18 protein-coding genes are annotated in these 17,908 nt (G+C 72.6%); 16 read left to right on the forward strand and 2 right to left on the reverse strand.

Annotation, left to right across the window (positions count from 1 at the left end; translation table 11 throughout):
- Positions 1-17 precede the first annotated feature (17 nt).
- The 7 genes from AC529_RS17440 to AC529_RS17470 all read left to right on the forward strand — a co-directional run bounded on the left by AC529_RS17440 (position 18) and on the right by AC529_RS17470 (position 9,075).
- Positions 18-1,139 carry an HtaA domain-containing protein gene (locus tag AC529_RS17440; protein ID WP_068758436.1) on the forward strand — a complete coding sequence of 374 codons (1,122 nt, stop codon included), beginning with the start codon at positions 18-20 and terminating at the stop codon, positions 1,137-1,139.
- A 63-nt stretch (positions 1,140-1,202) separates the two neighbouring features.
- The gene (locus AC529_RS17445; protein ID WP_068758437.1) at positions 1,203-2,534 is read left to right on the forward strand and encodes a WxL domain-containing protein; all 1,332 of its coding nucleotides are present in this window, start codon (positions 1,203-1,205) and stop codon (positions 2,532-2,534) included.
- A gap of 56 nt (positions 2,535-2,590) precedes the next feature.
- On the forward strand, positions 2,591-3,829 hold the full coding sequence (locus AC529_RS17450) for a WxL protein peptidoglycan domain-containing protein (RefSeq protein ID WP_068758465.1): 1,239 nt from the start codon (positions 2,591-2,593) through the stop codon (positions 3,827-3,829).
- Positions 3,826-4,827, forward strand: coding sequence for a hypothetical protein (locus AC529_RS17455; protein WP_068758438.1), 1,002 nt, complete (start codon positions 3,826-3,828; stop codon positions 4,825-4,827). Before AC529_RS17450 ends, AC529_RS17455 begins: the two co-directional genes overlap by 4 nt.
- 169 nt (positions 4,828-4,996) lie before the next feature.
- Positions 4,997-7,024 (forward strand): serine/threonine protein kinase, encoded by a 2,028-nt coding sequence (locus tag AC529_RS17460; RefSeq protein WP_068758439.1) that lies wholly within the window; start codon positions 4,997-4,999, stop codon positions 7,022-7,024.
- Positions 7,025-7,273: 249 nt separating this feature from the next.
- Positions 7,274-8,020 carry a hypothetical protein gene (locus AC529_RS17465; RefSeq protein WP_068758440.1) on the forward strand — a complete coding sequence of 249 codons (747 nt, stop codon included), beginning with the start codon at positions 7,274-7,276 and terminating at the stop codon, positions 8,018-8,020.
- A 44-nt stretch (positions 8,021-8,064) separates the two neighbouring features.
- Positions 8,065-9,075: a tryptophan--tRNA ligase gene (locus tag AC529_RS17470; RefSeq protein ID WP_068758441.1), complete on the forward strand. Its 1,011-nt coding sequence runs from the start codon at positions 8,065-8,067 to the stop codon at positions 9,073-9,075.
- Positions 9,076-9,129: 54 nt separating this feature from the next.
- Here AC529_RS17470 and AC529_RS17475 read toward each other — a convergent pair whose 3' ends face one another.
- Both AC529_RS17475 and AC529_RS17480 read right to left on the reverse strand, forming a co-directional pair.
- Positions 9,130-9,705, reverse strand: coding sequence for a nicotinamidase (locus AC529_RS17475; RefSeq protein ID WP_068758442.1), 576 nt, complete (start codon positions 9,703-9,705; stop codon positions 9,130-9,132).
- 55 nt (positions 9,706-9,760) lie between these two features.
- Entirely contained in the window at positions 9,761-11,077 is a 1,317-nt protein-coding gene (locus AC529_RS17480; protein ID WP_068758443.1) for a nicotinate phosphoribosyltransferase, read from the reverse strand.
- Between the two features lie 149 nt (positions 11,078-11,226).
- Here AC529_RS17480 and clpS point away from each other — a divergent pair, with 149 nt between their 5' ends.
- From clpS to rdgB, 9 genes are all read left to right on the forward strand, one after another.
- Positions 11,227-11,517, forward strand: a complete 291-nt coding sequence (clpS, locus tag AC529_RS17485) for an ATP-dependent Clp protease adapter ClpS (protein ID WP_068758444.1) — start codon at positions 11,227-11,229, stop codon at positions 11,515-11,517.
- 38 nt (positions 11,518-11,555) lie between these two features.
- Positions 11,556-12,107 carry a DUF2017 domain-containing protein gene (locus AC529_RS17490; protein ID WP_068758445.1) on the forward strand — a complete coding sequence of 184 codons (552 nt, stop codon included), beginning with the start codon at positions 11,556-11,558 and terminating at the stop codon, positions 12,105-12,107.
- A 95-nt stretch (positions 12,108-12,202) separates the two neighbouring features.
- Entirely contained in the window at positions 12,203-12,616 is a 414-nt protein-coding gene (locus AC529_RS17495) for a M67 family metallopeptidase (RefSeq protein WP_068758446.1), read from the forward strand.
- A gap of 110 nt (positions 12,617-12,726) precedes the next feature.
- Positions 12,727-13,005 (forward strand): MoaD/ThiS family protein, encoded by a 279-nt coding sequence (locus AC529_RS17500; protein WP_068758447.1) that lies wholly within the window; start codon positions 12,727-12,729, stop codon positions 13,003-13,005.
- Positions 13,006-13,010: 5 nt separating this feature from the next.
- Positions 13,011-13,958: a PLP-dependent cysteine synthase family protein gene (locus AC529_RS17505; protein WP_068758448.1), complete on the forward strand. Its 948-nt coding sequence runs from the start codon at positions 13,011-13,013 to the stop codon at positions 13,956-13,958.
- Positions 13,959-14,061: 103 nt separating this feature from the next.
- The gene (locus AC529_RS17510) at positions 14,062-14,868 is read left to right on the forward strand and encodes a thioesterase family protein (protein WP_232306803.1); all 807 of its coding nucleotides are present in this window, start codon (positions 14,062-14,064) and stop codon (positions 14,866-14,868) included.
- Between the two features lie 232 nt (positions 14,869-15,100).
- Complete coding sequence (locus AC529_RS17515; RefSeq protein ID WP_068758450.1) at positions 15,101-15,859, forward strand: MBL fold metallo-hydrolase; 759 nt, start codon at positions 15,101-15,103, stop codon at positions 15,857-15,859.
- 151 nt (positions 15,860-16,010) lie between these two features.
- Complete coding sequence (gene rph / locus AC529_RS17520; protein WP_068758451.1) at positions 16,011-16,688, forward strand: ribonuclease PH; 678 nt, start codon at positions 16,011-16,013, stop codon at positions 16,686-16,688.
- The gene (gene rdgB / locus AC529_RS17525; protein WP_198156472.1) at positions 16,643-17,308 is read left to right on the forward strand and encodes an RdgB/HAM1 family non-canonical purine NTP pyrophosphatase; all 666 of its coding nucleotides are present in this window, start codon (positions 16,643-16,645) and stop codon (positions 17,306-17,308) included. Before rph ends, rdgB begins: the two co-directional genes overlap by 46 nt.
- Positions 17,309-17,908: the final 600 nt, after the last annotated feature.

The following is a 17,908-nucleotide window of genomic DNA, read 5'->3' on the forward strand; positions in this document are numbered from 1 at the left end:
ACCAAGGAGTAACCACCATGAACCTGGGTATCCGCCGGGCAGCAGCGGTCCTGGCGGCTGCGGGGCTCGCGGCGGCAGCCGGCGCCCTCCCCGCGTCCGCCGACACCACGGTGCCCGTCACCGGCGGCAGCGGAGACTGGGGCGTCAAGCTGTCCTTCCGCAACTACCTCAAGAGCCCGGTCGCGCACGGCAGCACCGAGGTGGCCGGCGGGGTCACCGAGAACAGCGACGGCACCTTCGCCTTCCCCGTCGTCTCGGGCAGCTACGACCCCCAGAGCGGCGACACCGTCGTCCAGTTCGGCGGATCGGTCCACTTCGAGGGGCACGGCGGCGTCCTCCAGATCACCATCGAGGACCTGCGCGTGGAGGTCGTCGACGGCGAGGGCACCCTCTACGCCGACATGGCCAGCAGCTCGCCCAGCAACCCCGCCCTGACCGAGTACGACGACATCGCCCTGGCCGAGCTCGACCTCAGCGGCGGGCAGCCGAGCCTCAACGGCGGCACGCTCAGCCTCGGCTCCACCCCGGCCACCCTCACCCAGGCGGGCAGCACCGCCTTCGCCGGCTTCTACGCCGCCGGGGCCGCCATGGACCCGATCTCCTTCACCGCCACCGTCGCGAACGGCAGCGGCGGCGGGAGCACCCCGCCCCCGGCCTCCGGCCAGAGCGCGAACCAGCAGATCCTCGCCGACGTCGCCGCGGGTCCGCTGACCCTGTCGGTGGCGGGCGACACCGTCCAGTTGTCCACCAGCACGCTGGACGGCAACGGCGCCTACCAGACCGCCACCGGTGCGCTGAACACCGCCACCGTTTCCGACCTGCGCGGAACCAACGCCGGCTGGAACCTGGTGGGCCAGGTCACCGACTTCACCGGTGACGCCGGCACCATCGGCGCCGAGAACCTCGGCTGGCAGCCCAGCGCCGCGGCCGTCGACACCGGCATCGGCGCCCCCGGCACGGTGACCGCCGGAAACACCGTCCAGCCCGGACAGGGCCTGGGCGTCGCCCGCACCCTGGCTTCCGCCGCTCCGGGAGCCTCCGCCGGCACCTTCACCGCCGGGGCCCAACTGTCCCTGGGCATCCCCGCCGACACCGTCCCCGGTGACTACGCGGCGGTGCTCACCCTCACCCTCAGTTGATCCGGCGGGTGCGGGGCGGGCCCGCCCGTCCCGCACCCCCGCACCCTCCCCTTGGTCGCAGACATGCCTCACCCCCGTTCCTCCCGCGGACCGCGGCCCGGCCGCCGCATCACCGTGGCCGCCACCGTCGCCCTGACCGTCGGCCTCTGCCCGCCGGCCCTGGCCGACACCTCCGACGAGGCGGACCACCACTACGCGCTGCACCCCCTCACCGGCGACGTCTACCTGCTCCGCACCGCAGCCGAGGACGCCGCGCCCGACGAGGAGCCGACCACCGGGGACGGCTCCCCGCACGCAGCCGACACCCCCGCCGAGGAGCTGCTCCACGTCCTCCACCCGGACCCGGACACGCCGACCGCGGCCGACGCGCAGCCCGCCGAGGAGGACCTCGTCCCGCTGGCGCACACCCCCGTCGCGGAACCCGCAGACTTCTTCGTCGTGGCGCCGGACGGCGTCCTGCACACCGTGCACTCCGACGCGGAGCAGACGCTGCTCGCCAGCTACCGCGCGCCCGACGCCCCCGACCAGCCGCAGACCACGGAGACGGCGGCCGTACCGGTCAGTGCCGACGGCGACGAGCCCTCCGCCTACACCGTCGAGGTCCACCGGCTCCCCGACGGCCTCGACATCGCGGCGGTGCGCAGCGACGAGCGCGGCGTGTTCCTGCTCACCGGCGACGACACGGTGCTGCTGCTGGAGCACGCCGAGAACGCCGACGGCACCCTGGACATCACCCTCACCCCCCACCCCGGCCCCGCCCCCGAGCGCGACCCCTGGGAGCCCGTCGAGGAGCCGGAGACGACCGCCCCCGGGGCGCAGACCGGCACAGCGGACGCCGACACGGCCGCTGCCGACGGGGCGGACCCCGACCCGAGCCCCTCCGCGCGGGCCGAGGAGGACGGCACCGACGCCCTCGCCGAGGCCGAGGAGGACGGCGACGCCGGGTACGACGCGCCGCCCGGGGCCCTGACGATGACCCTCCCCGGCACCCCGGTCCTGCTCTCCGACCCGGAACCGAGCACCGACGGCTCCCACCAGCGGGCCACCGGAGACCTCAACCCCGCCACCGTCTCCGACCTGCGCGGCACCGACGCGGGCTGGAGCCTGGTCGGCCAGGTCAGCGACCTGAGGGGCGACACCGGCGCCGACATCGGCGCCCACCTGCTCGGCTGGGCGCCCTCCGCCGAGGTCCTCGACGGCCCCGCCGGCTCCGGCGTCCGCCCGGGAGACGAGGTCCGCCCCGGAGACGGGCTGGCGGTACCGCGTACCCTGTGCGCCGGGACGGCGGGCGCCAGCTCCGGGGTGTTCGCCTGCCGAGCCGGACTGGAACTGGGCATTCCGGCCGACACCCCGCCGGGCGAGTACGTGGGCACCCTCACCCTCACCCTCAGTTGACCGACCGCACCCGCCACGTCCAGGCCCCCTGGACCCGTCCCCTGGAGAGCAGACCCGTGCCAGCCCTCCCGACCCGGATCGCGCGTCTCGGCGTGGTCGGCCTGCTGCTGTACGCCCTCACCGTCCCCGCCGCCCCGGCCCTGGCCGACGTGCGCCCCGGCACGGACCCGGGCACGGACTCCGGCAGCGGCGGCACGGCCCAGCAGCAGGCAGCCGCCGACCAGGGCTTCCGCTGGTCGGTGGCCCCGTCCAACGCCGACGGCGAACTCGGCCGCAGCTACTTCGTCCACGACGTCAAGCCCGGCCAGACCATCGAGGACTGGGCGGCCGTCACCAACTACGGCGACGAGGCGATGACCTTCTCGGTCTACGGCACGGACGCCTTCAACACCTCCGACGGCTCCTTCGCCCTGCTGCCCGCCGACGAGGAGCCCACCCTCGCCGGGACCTGGATCGAACTCGCCCCCGAGGACCGGAGCATCGAGGTCGAGGCGGGCGAGACCCGCGTCGTGCCGTTCCGCATCACCGTCCCCGAGGACGCCGAACCCGGCGACCACGCCGCCGGGGTGATCGCCTCCGTGGCCCAGGACGCGGTCAACGCCCAGGGGCAACTGGTCCGGGTCGACCGGCGCATCGCCGCCCGCGTCTACCTGCGGGTGGACGGTCCCACCCGCCCGTCCCTGCAAATCGACGCGGTCCGCACCGAGTACCATGCCCCCGCCTGGTGGAACCCCTTCGCCACCGGCGAGCTGACCGTCACCTACCAGGTGCGCAACACCGGCAACCTGCGGATGGTCGCCTCAGGAGGGGTCGGAGCCGAGGGACCCCTCGGCGTCGCGCTGGGCGAGGGGACGCCCGTGCAGGTGCCCGAGATGCTGCCCGGGACCGTCTACGAGTACAGCCACACCGTCTCCGACGTCTACCCGCTCTTCTGGCTGAACGGCGAGGTCACCCTCACCCCCGAGGCCGCGCCGCAGGCCCCGCGGATCCCCGGCCTGGAACCGGTCACCCGCAGCGACTCCGCCGTCGCCGTCCCCTGGGTGCCCGTGCTCGTCGTCGTGCTGCTCGCCGCGGTGCTGCTGTGGCGTCGCCGCCTGGCCAAGCGCCGCTTCGCGGCCGCGGTCGCCGCGGCCGTGGCCGAGGCCCGCCAGGAGGAGGCCGCCGCCCGGGACGCGCAGGCCGGGACGCCCGCCCCGGCCGACGGCGGGGGCGCCCCCGCGGACACCCCGCCCGCCCCGGAAGAGCAGACCGGTGCCGGGGAGGAGCAGAACGGCCCGGAGGACCCGAGGCCATGACCCGCCTGCTGCGCGCCCTGCCCCTCCTCGCCGCCGCACTGCTGGTCTGCACGTCCGCCCCGGCGGCCGCGCAGACCACCGCCGAGCGCGACCCGCGGTTCACCCTGGACGCGGCCTCGGCCCGGATCGGCGACACCGTCGTGGTGCGCCTCTACGACTGGCCGCAGGGCGTGGTCACCGTGCGGGTGTGCGGCGGCGGAGAGTACATCACCTCCAGCGACTGCGCGGCCACCGACGCGGTGACCATCGCCGCCGACGAGAACGGCGAGGGGCGCGGCCTGCTCACCGTCACCGCGCCGCCCGTCGGCTGCCCCTGCGTCGTGGAGGCCCTGGACGTCACCGGCCAGTACCGGGCCGTCGCGGACTTCACCGTCGAGGGAGTGCCCTTCCTCAGCGCCGAGGAGCGCCAGCAGCGCATCGACGAGCGCAACCCCGGCAACGCGGTCCGCATGCTCACCGTCACCGACTTCCGGCTCCGCGACGAGGACGGCCCGTGGTGGCGCGACTGGCGGACCTGGTTCGCGCTGCCCGTCCGGCGCACCGCCGAGCTGACCGTGGTCAACACCGGGATCGAGCCCGTCACCGACCCCGCCGTCTCCGTCGCGGTGGGCCGCGGCGACGACGCCACCACCGTCGTCTACCCGCCCCGCATCCGCGAACTGGCCCCCGGCCAGGAGGCCGTCTACGAGTTCCCCGTGGACCTGCCCGCGCCGGTGTTCGGCAGCTCCACGGTCCGCGGCGAGATCGCGGGCATGGACGAACCCGTGGTCTTCGAGGCCACGGCGACAAGCTGGCCGTGGGGGCTGCTCGGCACCGGGGCGCTGGTCGCCGGGTACGCCGCCATGTGGCTGCTCTCGGGCTGGGCCGTCTCGGCGCTGCGCGCCCTGGGACGGGCCGCCCGCGCGGTGCGGCGGCTCCGCGGCGGGCGCCGGCGTCCGCCGCGCGGCGGAGCCGACACCGCACCCCTGCCGACGGCGGAGTACGCAAAGCCCCGGTGAGGCGCCCGGACGTGCTGTCAATCCCCCAGAAGTGGCGGTGACCTGAGCAGAAGGCTGTTGCTACGGTGCTCGGGCCGGACGGCTCCGGGAGACCCGGAACCGTCCGAGAGAACAGCACGTACCGTCCACGGGGCGCCGCGCAGCGCGTCCCCGCACCCCTGGAGCGCCCATGCCGCCCACATCGAGCGCCGCACCGCCCGAACTCCCTCCCGAACTACAGGAGCTGGAACCGCAGGACCCCCGCAGCATCGGACCGTTCACCGTCGTGGGACGGCTGGGCGAGGGCGGCATGGGAGTCGTCTACGGCGCGGTGGACGGCACCGGGCGCTGCGTGGCGGTCAAGACCATCAAGCCCGACCACGCCGGCAACCCCTCCCGCCGGGAGCTGTTCGCCCGGGAGGCCGCGCTGCTCGCCCGCATCGACGCCGAGTGCGTGCCCCGGTTCCTGGGCGCCGACCCCGAGGCGCCGCTGCCGTGGCTGGCCGCCGAGTTCGTCCCCGGCCGCACCCTCTTCGAGGAGGTGACGCGGCGCGGGGAGCAGGGCGAGGAGCTCCTCGCCGGTGAGGAGCTGGCGGCCTTCGCCGCCGGTACCGCCGAGGCGCTGTCGGCCCTCCACGCCGCGGGAGTGGTGCACCTCGACGTCAAACCCGGCAACGTCATGCTCTCCCCCCACGGCCCCAAGGTGACGGTGCTCGACCTCGGCATCGCCCGCGAGGTCGGGGACCCGGCCGGAGACGGCGGCTACGGGACCCCCGGATGGACCGCCCCGGAGCGGCTGGCCGGGGACCCGGGAGATCCGGCCGCCGACATGTTCGCCTGGGGCGGCCTGGTCGCCTACGCGGCCACCGGGCGCCGCCCGTTCGGGGAGGGAACCAGGAGCGAACTGGCCGAACGGGTGCGCGCGGGCGCCTACGACATCGACGGGGTCCCCGAGGAACTGCGCGGCCTCGTGGAGCGGGCGCTGTCGGTCGACCCCCGGGAGCGGCCCAGCGCGGTCGAGGCGCTGGACACGGTGCTCGGCATCAGCGCGGAGGCCGCGGCGCAGGCCCGCCGCGACCGCCTGCGCGCCCTGCTGCAACGGGCCTGGACCCGCTTCGACGAGGCCGGACACCGGCCCGCCACCTGGGCCGCGATCGCCGGGGCCCTCGCCGCGACCACCTCCAGCGGCATCATCGGCTCCGTCACGGCCGCGGGCCGGGCGACCGGAGCGGCGGCGGGAAGCCCCGAAGCCGACGGCACCCAGGCCGCGCCCGCCGGATCCGCCACGGGACACGCGTCGGCCGACGCCTCGGCCTCGGGTGACGGCTCGGCCCCGGGCGACGCCTCGGCCTCGGCCAATGCCTCGGTCCCGGCAGCCGTCACGGCCGCGGGCCGGGCCGGAGTCGGCAGGGGCGTCCTCGCGGTCGTGGCCGCGCTCACCGTCCTGGCGGTGATCGCCGGGGCGTGGACGATCGGGCGCGTCGCCACCGACCAGCCGATCCTGCCGCCGGCCGGAACGGAACCGACGGAGAGCGCCGCCGCCGAGGAGCCGCCCCCCGCTCCGGCGACGCAGACCGTCGAGTACCGGGGCGTGGAGTTCGCCCTCCCCGCCGACTGGACGGTCGTCACCGTCCCGGACGTCACCTTCGCGGACTTCACCGAACCCGGGGGCGAGCAGATCGTCGAGGACATCCTCGTCGCGTGGCCCGCCGGCCAGGCCGGCTGCGCCGAGATCGACTGGGCCCGGCAGTGGGTGTGGCGGGAACGCGACTGCGTCCACGTCAAGATCCTCGGCCCGGGGGCGATCACCTTCACCGGCCTCATCGACTCCGCCGCCTACTCCGGCCGCAGCATCACCGAGGACGACAGACGGGGCATGTTCTACCCGTACACCCAGGGCGGGCTGCCCTGCCCCAGCGCCAACGGGGTCGACCCCTACGGAGCGAACGGAGAGGACTACGTCCCCGCGGACGACCTGCACAGCCTGGAGGAGCTCGACGACCACGAGTGGGGGACGCCGCTCGCGGTCGAGGCCGTCACCGTCCGCGGCCAGGACGCCCTCTACCGCGAGTACCCGGTCACCTGCGTCCGGCTGCAGGAGTTCCTCCTCGCCGAGGACACGTACTACCTCCAGCGCTCCTGGTTCCTGCCCGGTCCGCAGGTCCTCGTCGTGGACGAGTACGGCATCCCCGAACTCGACGAGGCCATGGCCGCCTGACCCGCCCGCCGCGGCCCCTCCCGGCACGGGGAAGGGCCGCGGCGGACCCGGCCGGGACCGGCCACCCTGTTGACCCCGGCGCAGAAACAGAGCGGTGAAGAAGACGATCCACGATTCACCACCGGAGGACACCGTGCCCGCTGACCCGAACCCCCTCCGCCCCCGGCGCCGCGGCCCGCCTCCGCGGAGCAGGCCCGCAACCGCAGGAACCGGGCCGCCGCCCTGGCCGCGTTCGGCGTCGTCGCGGCCGTGCTGGTGGCGGCGACGGCCTGGGTCGTCGGACGGCTCGCCGCCGACCGGCCGCTCCTGCCGACCCCGGAGCCCACCGGAGCCGGAATCCCGACCGACGGGGCCGCCCCGACCGGTGCGGCCACCGCGGAACCCCCCGAACCCTCGGAGACCGCCGCCGAGCCGCCGGGGCAGCGCGTCCGCTTCCGGAACCTGACGCTCACCTTCCCCGAGGACTGGACCGTCACCCGCTACGAGGACGCGGTGTTCGCCAACGGATCGGACCCCGCGCAGGGATCGGTGACCGACGACTGGATCCTCGCCCACCCGCCCGGCCAGCCCGAGTGCGCCGAGCAGCGCCGGCAGCCCTCCTGGGACTCCGAGGCCGAGGCCCACTGCGCCCACGTCAAGATCTTCGGCCCCGGCGGCATCCGCTACGGGGGAGAGTCGTGGCAGCCGATCACCGACTCCCCCGACCAGGGCGCCTACGTGCCGCGCTCCGGCCTCGGGATGTGCCCTCCGGCCGCCACGACCGTCGACGCCCCTCCGGACCACCACGCGCCGACCGTCTCCGAACTCGCCCCGGTCGGCGACCGCAAGGCGCTCTACCGGGAGTACCGGATCGGCTGCGCCACCTGGGACACCGGCGAGGGGGACGCCTACGAGCAGCGCACCTGGCTGCTGCCCGAGTCGCAGATCCTCGTCGTGGACGAGTACGGCCTTCCCGAACTCGACGAGATCCTCGCCGCCGCCGAGTTCGCCCCCTGACACGGGACGAAAGGACCGGTCGGCCGCGCCGATAAGCTTCTCCCATGGCAGCGACCAAGACCTACCTCACGGGTGTCAAACCCACCGGTGAACCCCACCTGGGCAACTACCTCGGCGCGCTCAAGCCCGCCCTGGAGGCCGCGCGCGAGTACGACGCGTACTACTTCATCGCCGACTACCACGCGCTCACCACCGTGCGCGACCCCGAGGTGATGCGGCACAACGTCCGGTCGGTCGCCGCCACCTGGCTGGCCTGCGGACTCGACCCCGAGCGCACCGTCATCTACCGCCAGTCCGACATCCCCGAGACGTTCGAGCTGACCTGGATCCTGTCCTGCGTCACCGCCAAGGGGCTGATGAACCGCGCCCACGCCTACAAGGCCGTGCGCGACCGCAACGCCGCCGCCGGCAACGCCGACCTGGACGCCGGGGTCAACATGGGGCTGTTCAACTACCCCATCCTCATGGCCGTCGACATCCTCATCATGGAGACCGACCTGGTCCCGGTCGGCCGCGACCAGGCCCAGCACGTCGAGTACGCCGCCGACATCGCGGGCTCCTTCAACCACCTGTTCGGCGACGGCTACACCTTCCGCATCCCCCAGGGGGTCTTCCCCGAGGGCGACGCCAGCGTGCTGCCCGGTATCGACGGGCGGAAGATGAGCAAGTCCTACGACAACCACATCCCGCTCTTCCTGCCCGAGAACAAGCTGAAGAAGCTGATCCGGCGCATCCCCACCGACAGCACCCCGGTGGAGGCGCCCAAGGACCCCGACTCCTCCGTCGTCTTCCAGTTGCTCACCCACTTCGCCGACGCCGATCAGGTCGCCGCGACCCGCAAGCGCCTGGAGGCGGGCGGCATGGGCTGGGGAGAGCTGAAGAACGAGCTGTTCGAGGCCATCAACGCCGAGGTCGCCCCCATGCGCGAGCGCTACGAGCAGCTCATGGCCCCCGACAGCGAGCTCGACGACATCCTGGCCGAGGGCGCCCGCCGCGCCCGCGAGCGCGCCCGCCGCGTCCTGGCCCAGGTGCGCGCCGCCATCGGCATCGACTGACCCGCTCCCGCGCTCCCGCGGGGCCCCACCCGGGCCCCGCGGGACCGGGACGTGTCAGGCCACCACCGGCTCGCCCTCCAGCGCCACGTTCGCCTCGGCCAGCTCCCGCAGCGCCTTCTCCACGGTCGGGCGGGCCACCCCCGCGGTCAGGTCCAGCAGCACCCGCACCCCGAACCCGGCGCGGGCCGCGTCCAGCGCGGTGGCGCGCACGCAGTGGTCGGTGGCGATGCCCACCACGTCCACGTCGGTGACGCCGCGCTGCCGCAGCCACTCCTCCAGCGACTCGCCGTCGGCCGTGGCCCCCTCGAACCCGCTGTAGGCGGCCTCGTAGGCGCCCTTGTCGAACACCGCCTCGATCGGCCCGGTCGTCAGCTCCGGGTGGAACTCCGCCCCGGGGGTGCCCACCACGCAGTGCGGCGGCCAGGAGTCCACGAAGTCGGGCGTGTCGGAGAAGTGCGGCCCCGGGTCCACGTGGCGGTCGCGGGTGGCCACGACGTGGGCGTAGTCGCCGCCCCGCGCCGCCAGGTACGCGGAGATGGCCGAGGCCACGCCCGCGCCGCCGGACACCGCCAGACTCCCGCCCTCGCAGAAGTCGTTCTGCACGTCGACGACGATCAGTGCCTTCTTCATGATCTCGAAACCCTCTTCCGTTCGTACCCGACCGGTCCTGTCCCGGCCGCGTGGGTCACAGGGACGGCCGCTGCTCGAAGACCGTCGGGATGGCGGGCTCGCCCCGGGACATCTGGTGCGCGGTCACCGGCAGTTCGGCGACGGAGCGGGCGTGCCGCTCCCGGGCCTGCTCCAGCGGCTCCCGGCCCACGACCTCGCCGTCGCGCACCAGCGGCACCAGTAGCGGCCGTTCCAGCGGGGTCAGCTCCGGCTCGTGGGCGAAGACCCGCTCGGAGGTGGCCGTCCCGTGGTCGTCCAGCCGCCGCGCCGCCCACTTGCGCCCTCCCTTGCTGGGCTTACCCACCGAGCGCTTGGCCACCGGCGACAGCGGCGCCTCGGGGTCGTCGCTCTGCGCGCGCGCCACCAGCTTGTACACCAGGGAGGCGGTGGGTGCACCGGAGCCGGTGACCAGCGCGGTCCCCACCCCGTAGCCGTCCACCGGGGCGATCGTCAGCGCCTGGATGGAGTACTCGTCGAGATCGCCGGTGACGATGATGCGGGTGTCGGTGGCGCCCTTGCCGTCCAGGAACTTGCGGACCTGCACCGCCAGCTCCTCCAGGTCGCCCGAGTCCAGCCGGACCGCGCCCAGCTCCGGCCCGGCCAGCTCCACGGCGGTGTTCACGGCCCGCATCACGTCGAAGGTGTCCACCAGCAGCGTGGTCCCCGTGCCCAGCGACTCCAACTGCGCCGAGAACGCGCTGCGCTCGCTGTCGTGGAGCAGGGTGAACGCGTGCGCGCTGGTGCCGGTGGTGGGCACCCCGTAGCGCCGCCCGGCCTCCAGGTTGGAGGTGGCGTCGAACCCCGCGAGGTAGGCGGCGCGGGCCGCCGCCACCGCGGCCGCCTCGTGGGTGCGCCGCGACCCCATCTCGATCAGCGGGCGCCCGTGGGCGGCGCGCACCATGCGCGACGCCGCGGAGGCGATCGCGCAGTCGTGGTTGTAGATCGACAGCGCGAGGGTCTCCAGCACCACGCACTCCGCGAAGGGCCCCTCCACGACCATGATGGGCGACCCCGGGAAGAAGCACTCGCCCTCGGCATAACCCCAGATGTTTCCGGAGAACCGGTAGTCGGCGAGGAAAGAGAGGGTAGGGTCGTCCACAACCCCGTTCCGGGCCAGGAAGTCCAGGGTCTCGGAGTCGAAGCGGAAGTGCTCCAGGGCGTCCAGGAAGCGCCCGGTTCCCGCGACGACCCCGTAGCGCCGGGTCTCCGGCAGTCGGCGGGCGAACATCTCGAAGACCGTCCGGCGCCGCGCCGCGCCGCTGTGCAGCGCCGCCTGCACCATGGTCAGTTCGTAGTGGTCAGTGAGGAGCGCACTGCTCCAGCGATCGGTCATGACATCCCACCCTAGTTTGTGACTGTCAGGATAAAAAGCCGACGACCGACTTGGCCGGGCGGGATCCCTTCCAGAATGGAAGGGGAGGCGGGAACCGCCGACCGCGGGCCCACAACCGGACGAGAGAGAGTGAAGAAGGTGAGGCAGCCATGACCGCCATGCCGGTCGAACTCGACGAACCGCGGATCGAGGAGCACAACCGGCCGGACACGCCGTGGGTCACGATCGTCTGGAACGACCCCGTCAACCTCATGAGCTACGTCACCTACGTCTTCCAGAAGGTCTTCGGCTACTCCCGGGCCAAGGCCCACAAGCTCATGGAGGACGTGCACTACCGGGGCAAGGCGGTCGTCTCCAGCGGCACCCGCGAGGAGATGGAGCGCCACGTCGCCACCCTGCACGAGTACGGTCTGTGGGCGACCCTGCAACAGGACAGGTGACCGCCGGGCAGGACGCCCCTGACACAGAAGCCAGCCGCATGACCACCAGATTCCATCCCGTGCCGTACGGCGGGGTCCGCATCGAGATCGACCGGGACGACGCCACGCTCCTGCGCTCCATGGCGGAGCTCCTGCTGCGCATCGTCGAGGAGCCCGACCAGCAGGACGGACTCGCCGCCCTCGTCGGCATCAGCGAGTCCGCGACCAGGCCCAAGGACCCGGTGCTGGCCCGGCTCTTCCCCGACGCCTACACCGACGACCCCGCCGCCGCCACGGACTTCCGCCGCTACACCGAGAACGACCTGCGGCGGCACAAGCGCGAGAACGCCCGCCGGGTGGTCGAGGCGCTCCCGGCCGAGGGCGGCCAGGTCCTCCTGGACGCCGACGACGTGCAGGCGTGGCTCAAGGTCCTCACCGACGTGCGCCTCTCCCTGGGCACCCGCATGGGCCTGGAGACCGAGGAGGACGTCTACGCGCTGCGCGCCGCAGCCTCGCGCGACGAGTCGCTGGCCGCGGCGGCGCACATCTACGAGTGGCTCACCCACGTCCAGGAGAACCTGGTCCAGGCGGTCTGGCGCCAGCAGGGGTGACCGCGACCGTCCGCCGGCCCGCCCCGGTCGGCGGGCGGCGCACAAGCCCTACCTGTTGAGTGGGAAGAGATCACGGCTCGGTTAGGCTGAAGGGCATGCTGAGGATTGACCGCTCGATCTACGACAAGATCGTCGCCCACGCCCGCCGCGACCACCCGGACGAGGCGTGCGGCATCGTGGCCGGTCCCGAGGGCAGCGACCGTCCCGAACGCTTTGTCGAGATGATCAACGCCGAACGGTCGCCCACGTTCTACCGGTTCGACTCGCGCGAACAGCTCAAGGTCTGGCGTGAGATGGACGAACGGGACGAGGAACCCGTCATCATCTACCACTCGCACACCGCCACCGAGGCGTACCCGTCGCGGACCGACGTCAGTTACGCTTCCGAGCCGAACGCCCACTACGTCCTGGTCTCCACCAGGGACCCCGAGACCGTCGAGTTCCGCTCCTACCGGATCGTCGACGGGGTCGTCACCGAGGAACCGGTCGAGATCGTCGAGCAGGGCTGAGAAAACGCGCGGTCCCCGGAATCACCGGCCCCCCGCGCATGTTGAACCTATCCGGCGGACCGCCGCGCGTCCGCCGCTGCCATCCACAGACTTCCAACGGAGACACACCCATGGCCATCGAGGTCCGGATCCCGACCATCCTGCGCAACCTCACCGGCGGAGCCAAAGCGGTCGACGGCGAGGGAGCCACCCTCTCCGAACTCATCACCAACCTGGACAAGAACTACCCGGGCATCGGTGAGCGCCTCGTCGAGAACGGACAGCTCCGCCGCTTCATCAACGTCTACCTCAACGACGAGGACGTCCGCTTCCTCGGTGGGCTCGACACCCCGGTCTCCGACGGGGACACGGTCACGGTCCTGCCGGCGGTCGCCGGCGGCATGCGCTGAGCGCCATGAGGTTCGACTCTCTCCTGGACTCGCTCGGCCGCACCCCGCTGGTCGGACTGCCGAACCTGTCGCCCTCCCCCGAGGTGCGGCTGTGGGCCAAGCTGGAGGACCGCAACCCGACCGGGTCGATCAAGGACCGCGCGGCGTTCTACATGATCGAGCAGGCCGAGAAGGAAGGCCGACTCACCCCCGGGTGCACCATCCTGGAACCCACCTCCGGCAACACGGGCATCTCCCTGGCCATGGTCGCGCGGCTGCGCGGCTACCGGATGGTCTGCGTCATGCCCGAGAACACCTCGGCCGAGCGCAGCCAACTGCTCCGCATGTGGGGGGCCGAGATCCACTACTCCCCGGCCGAGGGCGGGTCGAACGAGGCGGTGCGCGTCGCCAAGCGCATGGCCGAAGAGCACCCCGACTGGGTGATGCTGTACCAGTACGGCAACCAGGCCAACGCCCGGGCCCACTACGAGACGACGGGACCGGAGATCCTGGCCGACCTGCCGGAGATCACCCACTTCGTCGCCGGGCTGGGCACCACCGGCACCCTCATGGGGGTCGGCCGCTACCTGCGCGAGCACCGGCCCGACGTCCAGATCGTGGCCGCCGAGCCCCGCTACGGGGAGCTCGTCTACGGTCTGCGCAACCTCGACGAGGGCTTCGTCCCCGAGCTGTACGACGAGACGGTCCTCAGCACCCGCTTCTCCGTCCCCTCCGACGCGGCACTGCGCCGTACCCGGGAACTCCTCGACAAGGAGGGGATCTTCGCGGGCATCTCCACCGGCGGCGTGCTGCACGCCGCCCTCGGCGTGGCGGCCAAGGCCGTCAAGGCGGGACAGCGCGCCGACATCGCGTTCGTTGTCGCCGACGCCGGATGGAAGTACCTGTCCACCGGGGCCTATGAAGGCACCCTGGAGGAGGCCGAGAAGCGCCTGGAGGGCCAGCTCTGGGCCTGAGCCGACGCGCCGCGGCGGCCCCGGAAGCGGGACCGCCGCGGCGCCGGTCGGCAACCCGCCCCCGCCCGTCGGCGGGACGGCGGCCTTCGGTTCAATGGACCCCATGACTCGATTCGACTCCGCGACCGCCGTCGTTCGCGTCGGCGAGAACCGGTACGCGGCCGAACTCGATCCCGGATATCTCATCGGAGCCGCCATCAACGGCGGCTACCTCATGGCACTGCTGCAACGGGCCGTGCTCGCCGAGTCCGACCACGCACACGCAGTGTCCTCCTCGTACCACTTCCACCGTCCCGGCAGCGGCGGGCCGGCCGAAATCGAGACCGAGGTGGTCAAGCGGGGCCGGACCGTCACCACCGTCCAGGCCACCCTGCGCCAGTCCGGCCGGACCGTCCTCACCGGGACCGTCGCGACGGCCACGCTCGACTCGCAGGCCCAGCCCATCTACACGGCGCCCCGGCCCGAGATCCCCCCGATCGAGCAGTGCCGAAGCTTCGACCCGCGCAGCAGCCACCTGGCCGACGACGGCTTCCTCGCCCGGGTCGACGTGGGCTTCGCCCCCGACAGCTACGCGGCCCTCCTCCGGGAGCACACCGTCGACACCCCCGAACTGCTCGGGTACGTCGACCTCAGCGCGCGCGACGGAGGACCAGCCGAGGACCCCGCGGCGTTCGTCCCGCTCGCCGTCGACGCCCTGCCACCCATCGTCAGCCTGCTGACCGACTGGAGCTGGGCGCCCACCGTCGAGCTGACCTGGCACCTGCGGGCGGTCCCCGAGCCCGGGCCGCTCGCCTTCCGCGTGCACAGCAGCCTCGTCAGCGACGGCTGGTTCGACGAGAACGTCGAACTGTGGGACGTCAAGGGACGCCTCGTCGCGCAGAGCCGCCAGCTCGCCCGGGTCGGCCGCTGAGCCTGCGGCCCGCTCCGGCCTCCCCACGACGCTCCCGCAGGCCAGGGACGCTCCGGGAAAAGTCTGTTACCCCTTCACTGTGACTCACATCGCCTGGGGAACGCCCCACATTCCATACCTACTCTCAGGTATGTGGGGTACACCGTAACCACCTGGAAAACCCGGAGAAACTCTCCGTGACGCAGCGACGTCTTCGCAGCAGAAGACGCCTTCACCGAAAAGGCTGTACGACGTGCGACTCACCATCATCGGCTCCTCGGGGAGCTTTCCCGGACCCGCCGGACCCGCCTCCTGTTACCTCGTGGAGGCCGATGGGTTCCGGTTGCTGCTCGACCTGGGCAACGGTGCGCTCGGAGCCCTCCAGCGCCACGCCGACATCTATTCCATCGACGCCGTCTACCTTTCCCACCTCCACGCCGACCACTGCCTGGACCTGTGTTCCTACTGGGTGGCGCGCACCTTCCATCCCGACGGCCCCAAACCCCGCATCCCCGTCTACGGCCCCACCGGCGTGGCCGACCGGATGGCCCGCGCCTACGGGCTCGACCCCGACCCCGGCATGCGCGAGACCTTCGACTTCCACGAGCTGACTCCCGGCACCCGCAGGATCGGCCCCTTCACCGCCACCCTGGACCACGTCAACCACCCCGTCGAGGCGTTCGGCATCCGCCTGGAGCACGACGGCGCGGTTCTCACCTACTCGGGAGACACCGGAGCCTGCGGCGAAATCGTCGAACTCGCCCGCGACGCCGACCTGTTCCTGTGCGAGGCGTCCTTCCACGACCACCGGGAACACCCCAAGGACATGCACCTCACCGGGAGCGAGGCGGGGGAGCAGGCCAGCCGGGCCAACGCCCGCCGACTCCTCCTCACCCACCTGGTGCCCTGGAACGACAACGAGCGCACCCTCGCCGAGGCGCGGAGCACCTACAACGGTCCGATCGGGCTCGCCGTCCCCGGAGAGGTCCACGAGATCACCGCGGGAGCCTGAGCCGCGCCCGCGGACACGAAGCAGAGCCGCAACCCGTCGCGCGTGGTCGAACCCAGCGTTCGCCGATCAGGTGGCCGTGGCTTCCCACGCGCGCCGATAGGCTCACCCCATGCCTCGACCTGATGGACGAACCCCGAACCAGCTACGCCCGGTGCGCATCACGCGCAACTGGCTCCGGCACGCCGAAGGATCCGCGCTCATCGAGTTCGGCGATACCCGCGTGCTGTGCGCCGCGACCGTGGAGGACGGCGTCCCCCGGTGGCGGCGCGGCAGCGGAGAGGGCTGGGTCACCGCCGAGTACGCCATGCTCCCCCGGGCCACGGACACCAGGGGCACCCGCGAGTCCGTCAAGGGCAAGATCGGCGGCCGCACCCACGAGATCTCCCGTCTCATCGGGCGGTCGCTGCGCGCGGTCGTCGACTTCAAGGCGATGGGCGAGCACACCATCACCCTCGACTGCGACGTCCTGCAAGCCGACGGCGGCACCCGCACGGCCGCCATCACCGGCGCCTACGTGGCCCTCGTCGACGCCGTCAAGTACCTGCGCAGGCAGCGCAACCTCAAGAACAACCCGCTGACCGGGTCGGTCGCCGCGGTCAGCGTCGGCATCGTCCAGGGGCAGCCCCGACTGGACCTGAACTACCTGGAGGACTCGGTGGCGCAGACCGACATGAACGTCGTCGTCACCGGAACCGGCCAGTTCATCGAGGTCCAGGGCACCGCGGAGAAGGTCCCCTTCGACCGCGCCCACCTGGACACCCTCCTCGACCTGGCCGTGGCCGGATGCGCCCAACTCACCGAGATCCAGAAGAAGGCACTGTCAGAGTGAGCCGTATCAGCACCCTCGTTCTCGCCACCCGCAACGCCAAGAAGGTCCCCGAGCTGCGCGCGATCCTGGGGGAAGCGGGCCTTGACATCGAGGTCCGCGGCCTCGACGGCTACCCGGACGCGCCCGACGTGCCCGAGACCGAGCCGACCTTCACCGGAAACGCCCTGCTGAAGGCCAGGGCGATCGCCGGGCACACCGGTCTGCCGGCCGTCGCGGACGACTCGGGGCTGCGCGTCGACGAACTGAACGGCATGCCCGGAGTCCTGTCCGCCCGCTGGTCGGGCAGGTTCGGCGAGCGCAGCGGCGACCGGGACGCGGCCAACCTCGAACTCGTCCTCGACCAGCTCGCCGACACCCCGCCGGAGCGGCGTGGCGCCGAGTTCGTCTGCGCTGCCGCGCTGGTGCTGCCCACCGGGGAGGAGCACGTCGTGGAGGGGGTGTTCCGCGGCAGCCTGACCACCGAGCCGCGCGGGACGAACGGCTTCGGCTACGACCCGATCTTCGTGCCGGAGGGGGAGACGCGCACCACGGCGGAGATGAGCCCGGAGGAGAAGAACGCGATCAGCCACCGCGGCATCGCCTTCCGGGCGCTCGCCCGAAGGATCCGCGAGCTCGGCTGAGACACGGGCGGAACCGCCGCGGACGGCGTCCGCACGTGCCGCGGCGGGACACCCCGGGGGTGCCGGTTTGCGTCCTGCGGAGCATGGGGTAATGTGCTTCGAGCCGATGCGGGCAGGGGTCGGCGGACTCCGCCCGCGGATCCGCCGGAGATGGTCAGAGCACCGACTCCGAGCGGGTAAAATCGGTGAGCCGGATGACCGGGAACTGAACTCCTCGATCGAGTGAGGGCAGCCGGATCCGGAGCCTCGCGGAGTGACATGGACGCGTCGGCGTCCGCCCCGCGGTCCCCTCGGTACCAGAGCCGATCGGTTCGACCGGGTGCTTTCCGTGCACGAAGCAGCGCCATTCGCTGGCGTTTCTTCGGTGCGGGGAAGAAGGGCCGTGGAGTCATTTCCGCGGTCGCCTGACCAGAACGCCGATTTGGTGGAACGGTCAGAAGGCGATAAAGTGAGGCACACGAACGGAGCGGAACTGCGGAGGGTTTCGCGGGGAGGCTCCGGGCGGTCCCTTCCGGTGGTTTTCGGGCTGCCGGTGGGGTTGACAATCTGATGCGGTTGCCGTGGCTGGGGAAGAGGCCCTCGTGGGTGGGGGGGTGTTGT

Origin of the sequence: Thermobifida cellulosilytica TB100, assembly GCF_001517975.1 — a bacterium.
In the GTDB taxonomy this organism is placed as follows: domain Bacteria; phylum Actinomycetota; class Actinomycetes; order Streptosporangiales; family Streptosporangiaceae; genus Thermobifida; species Thermobifida cellulosilytica.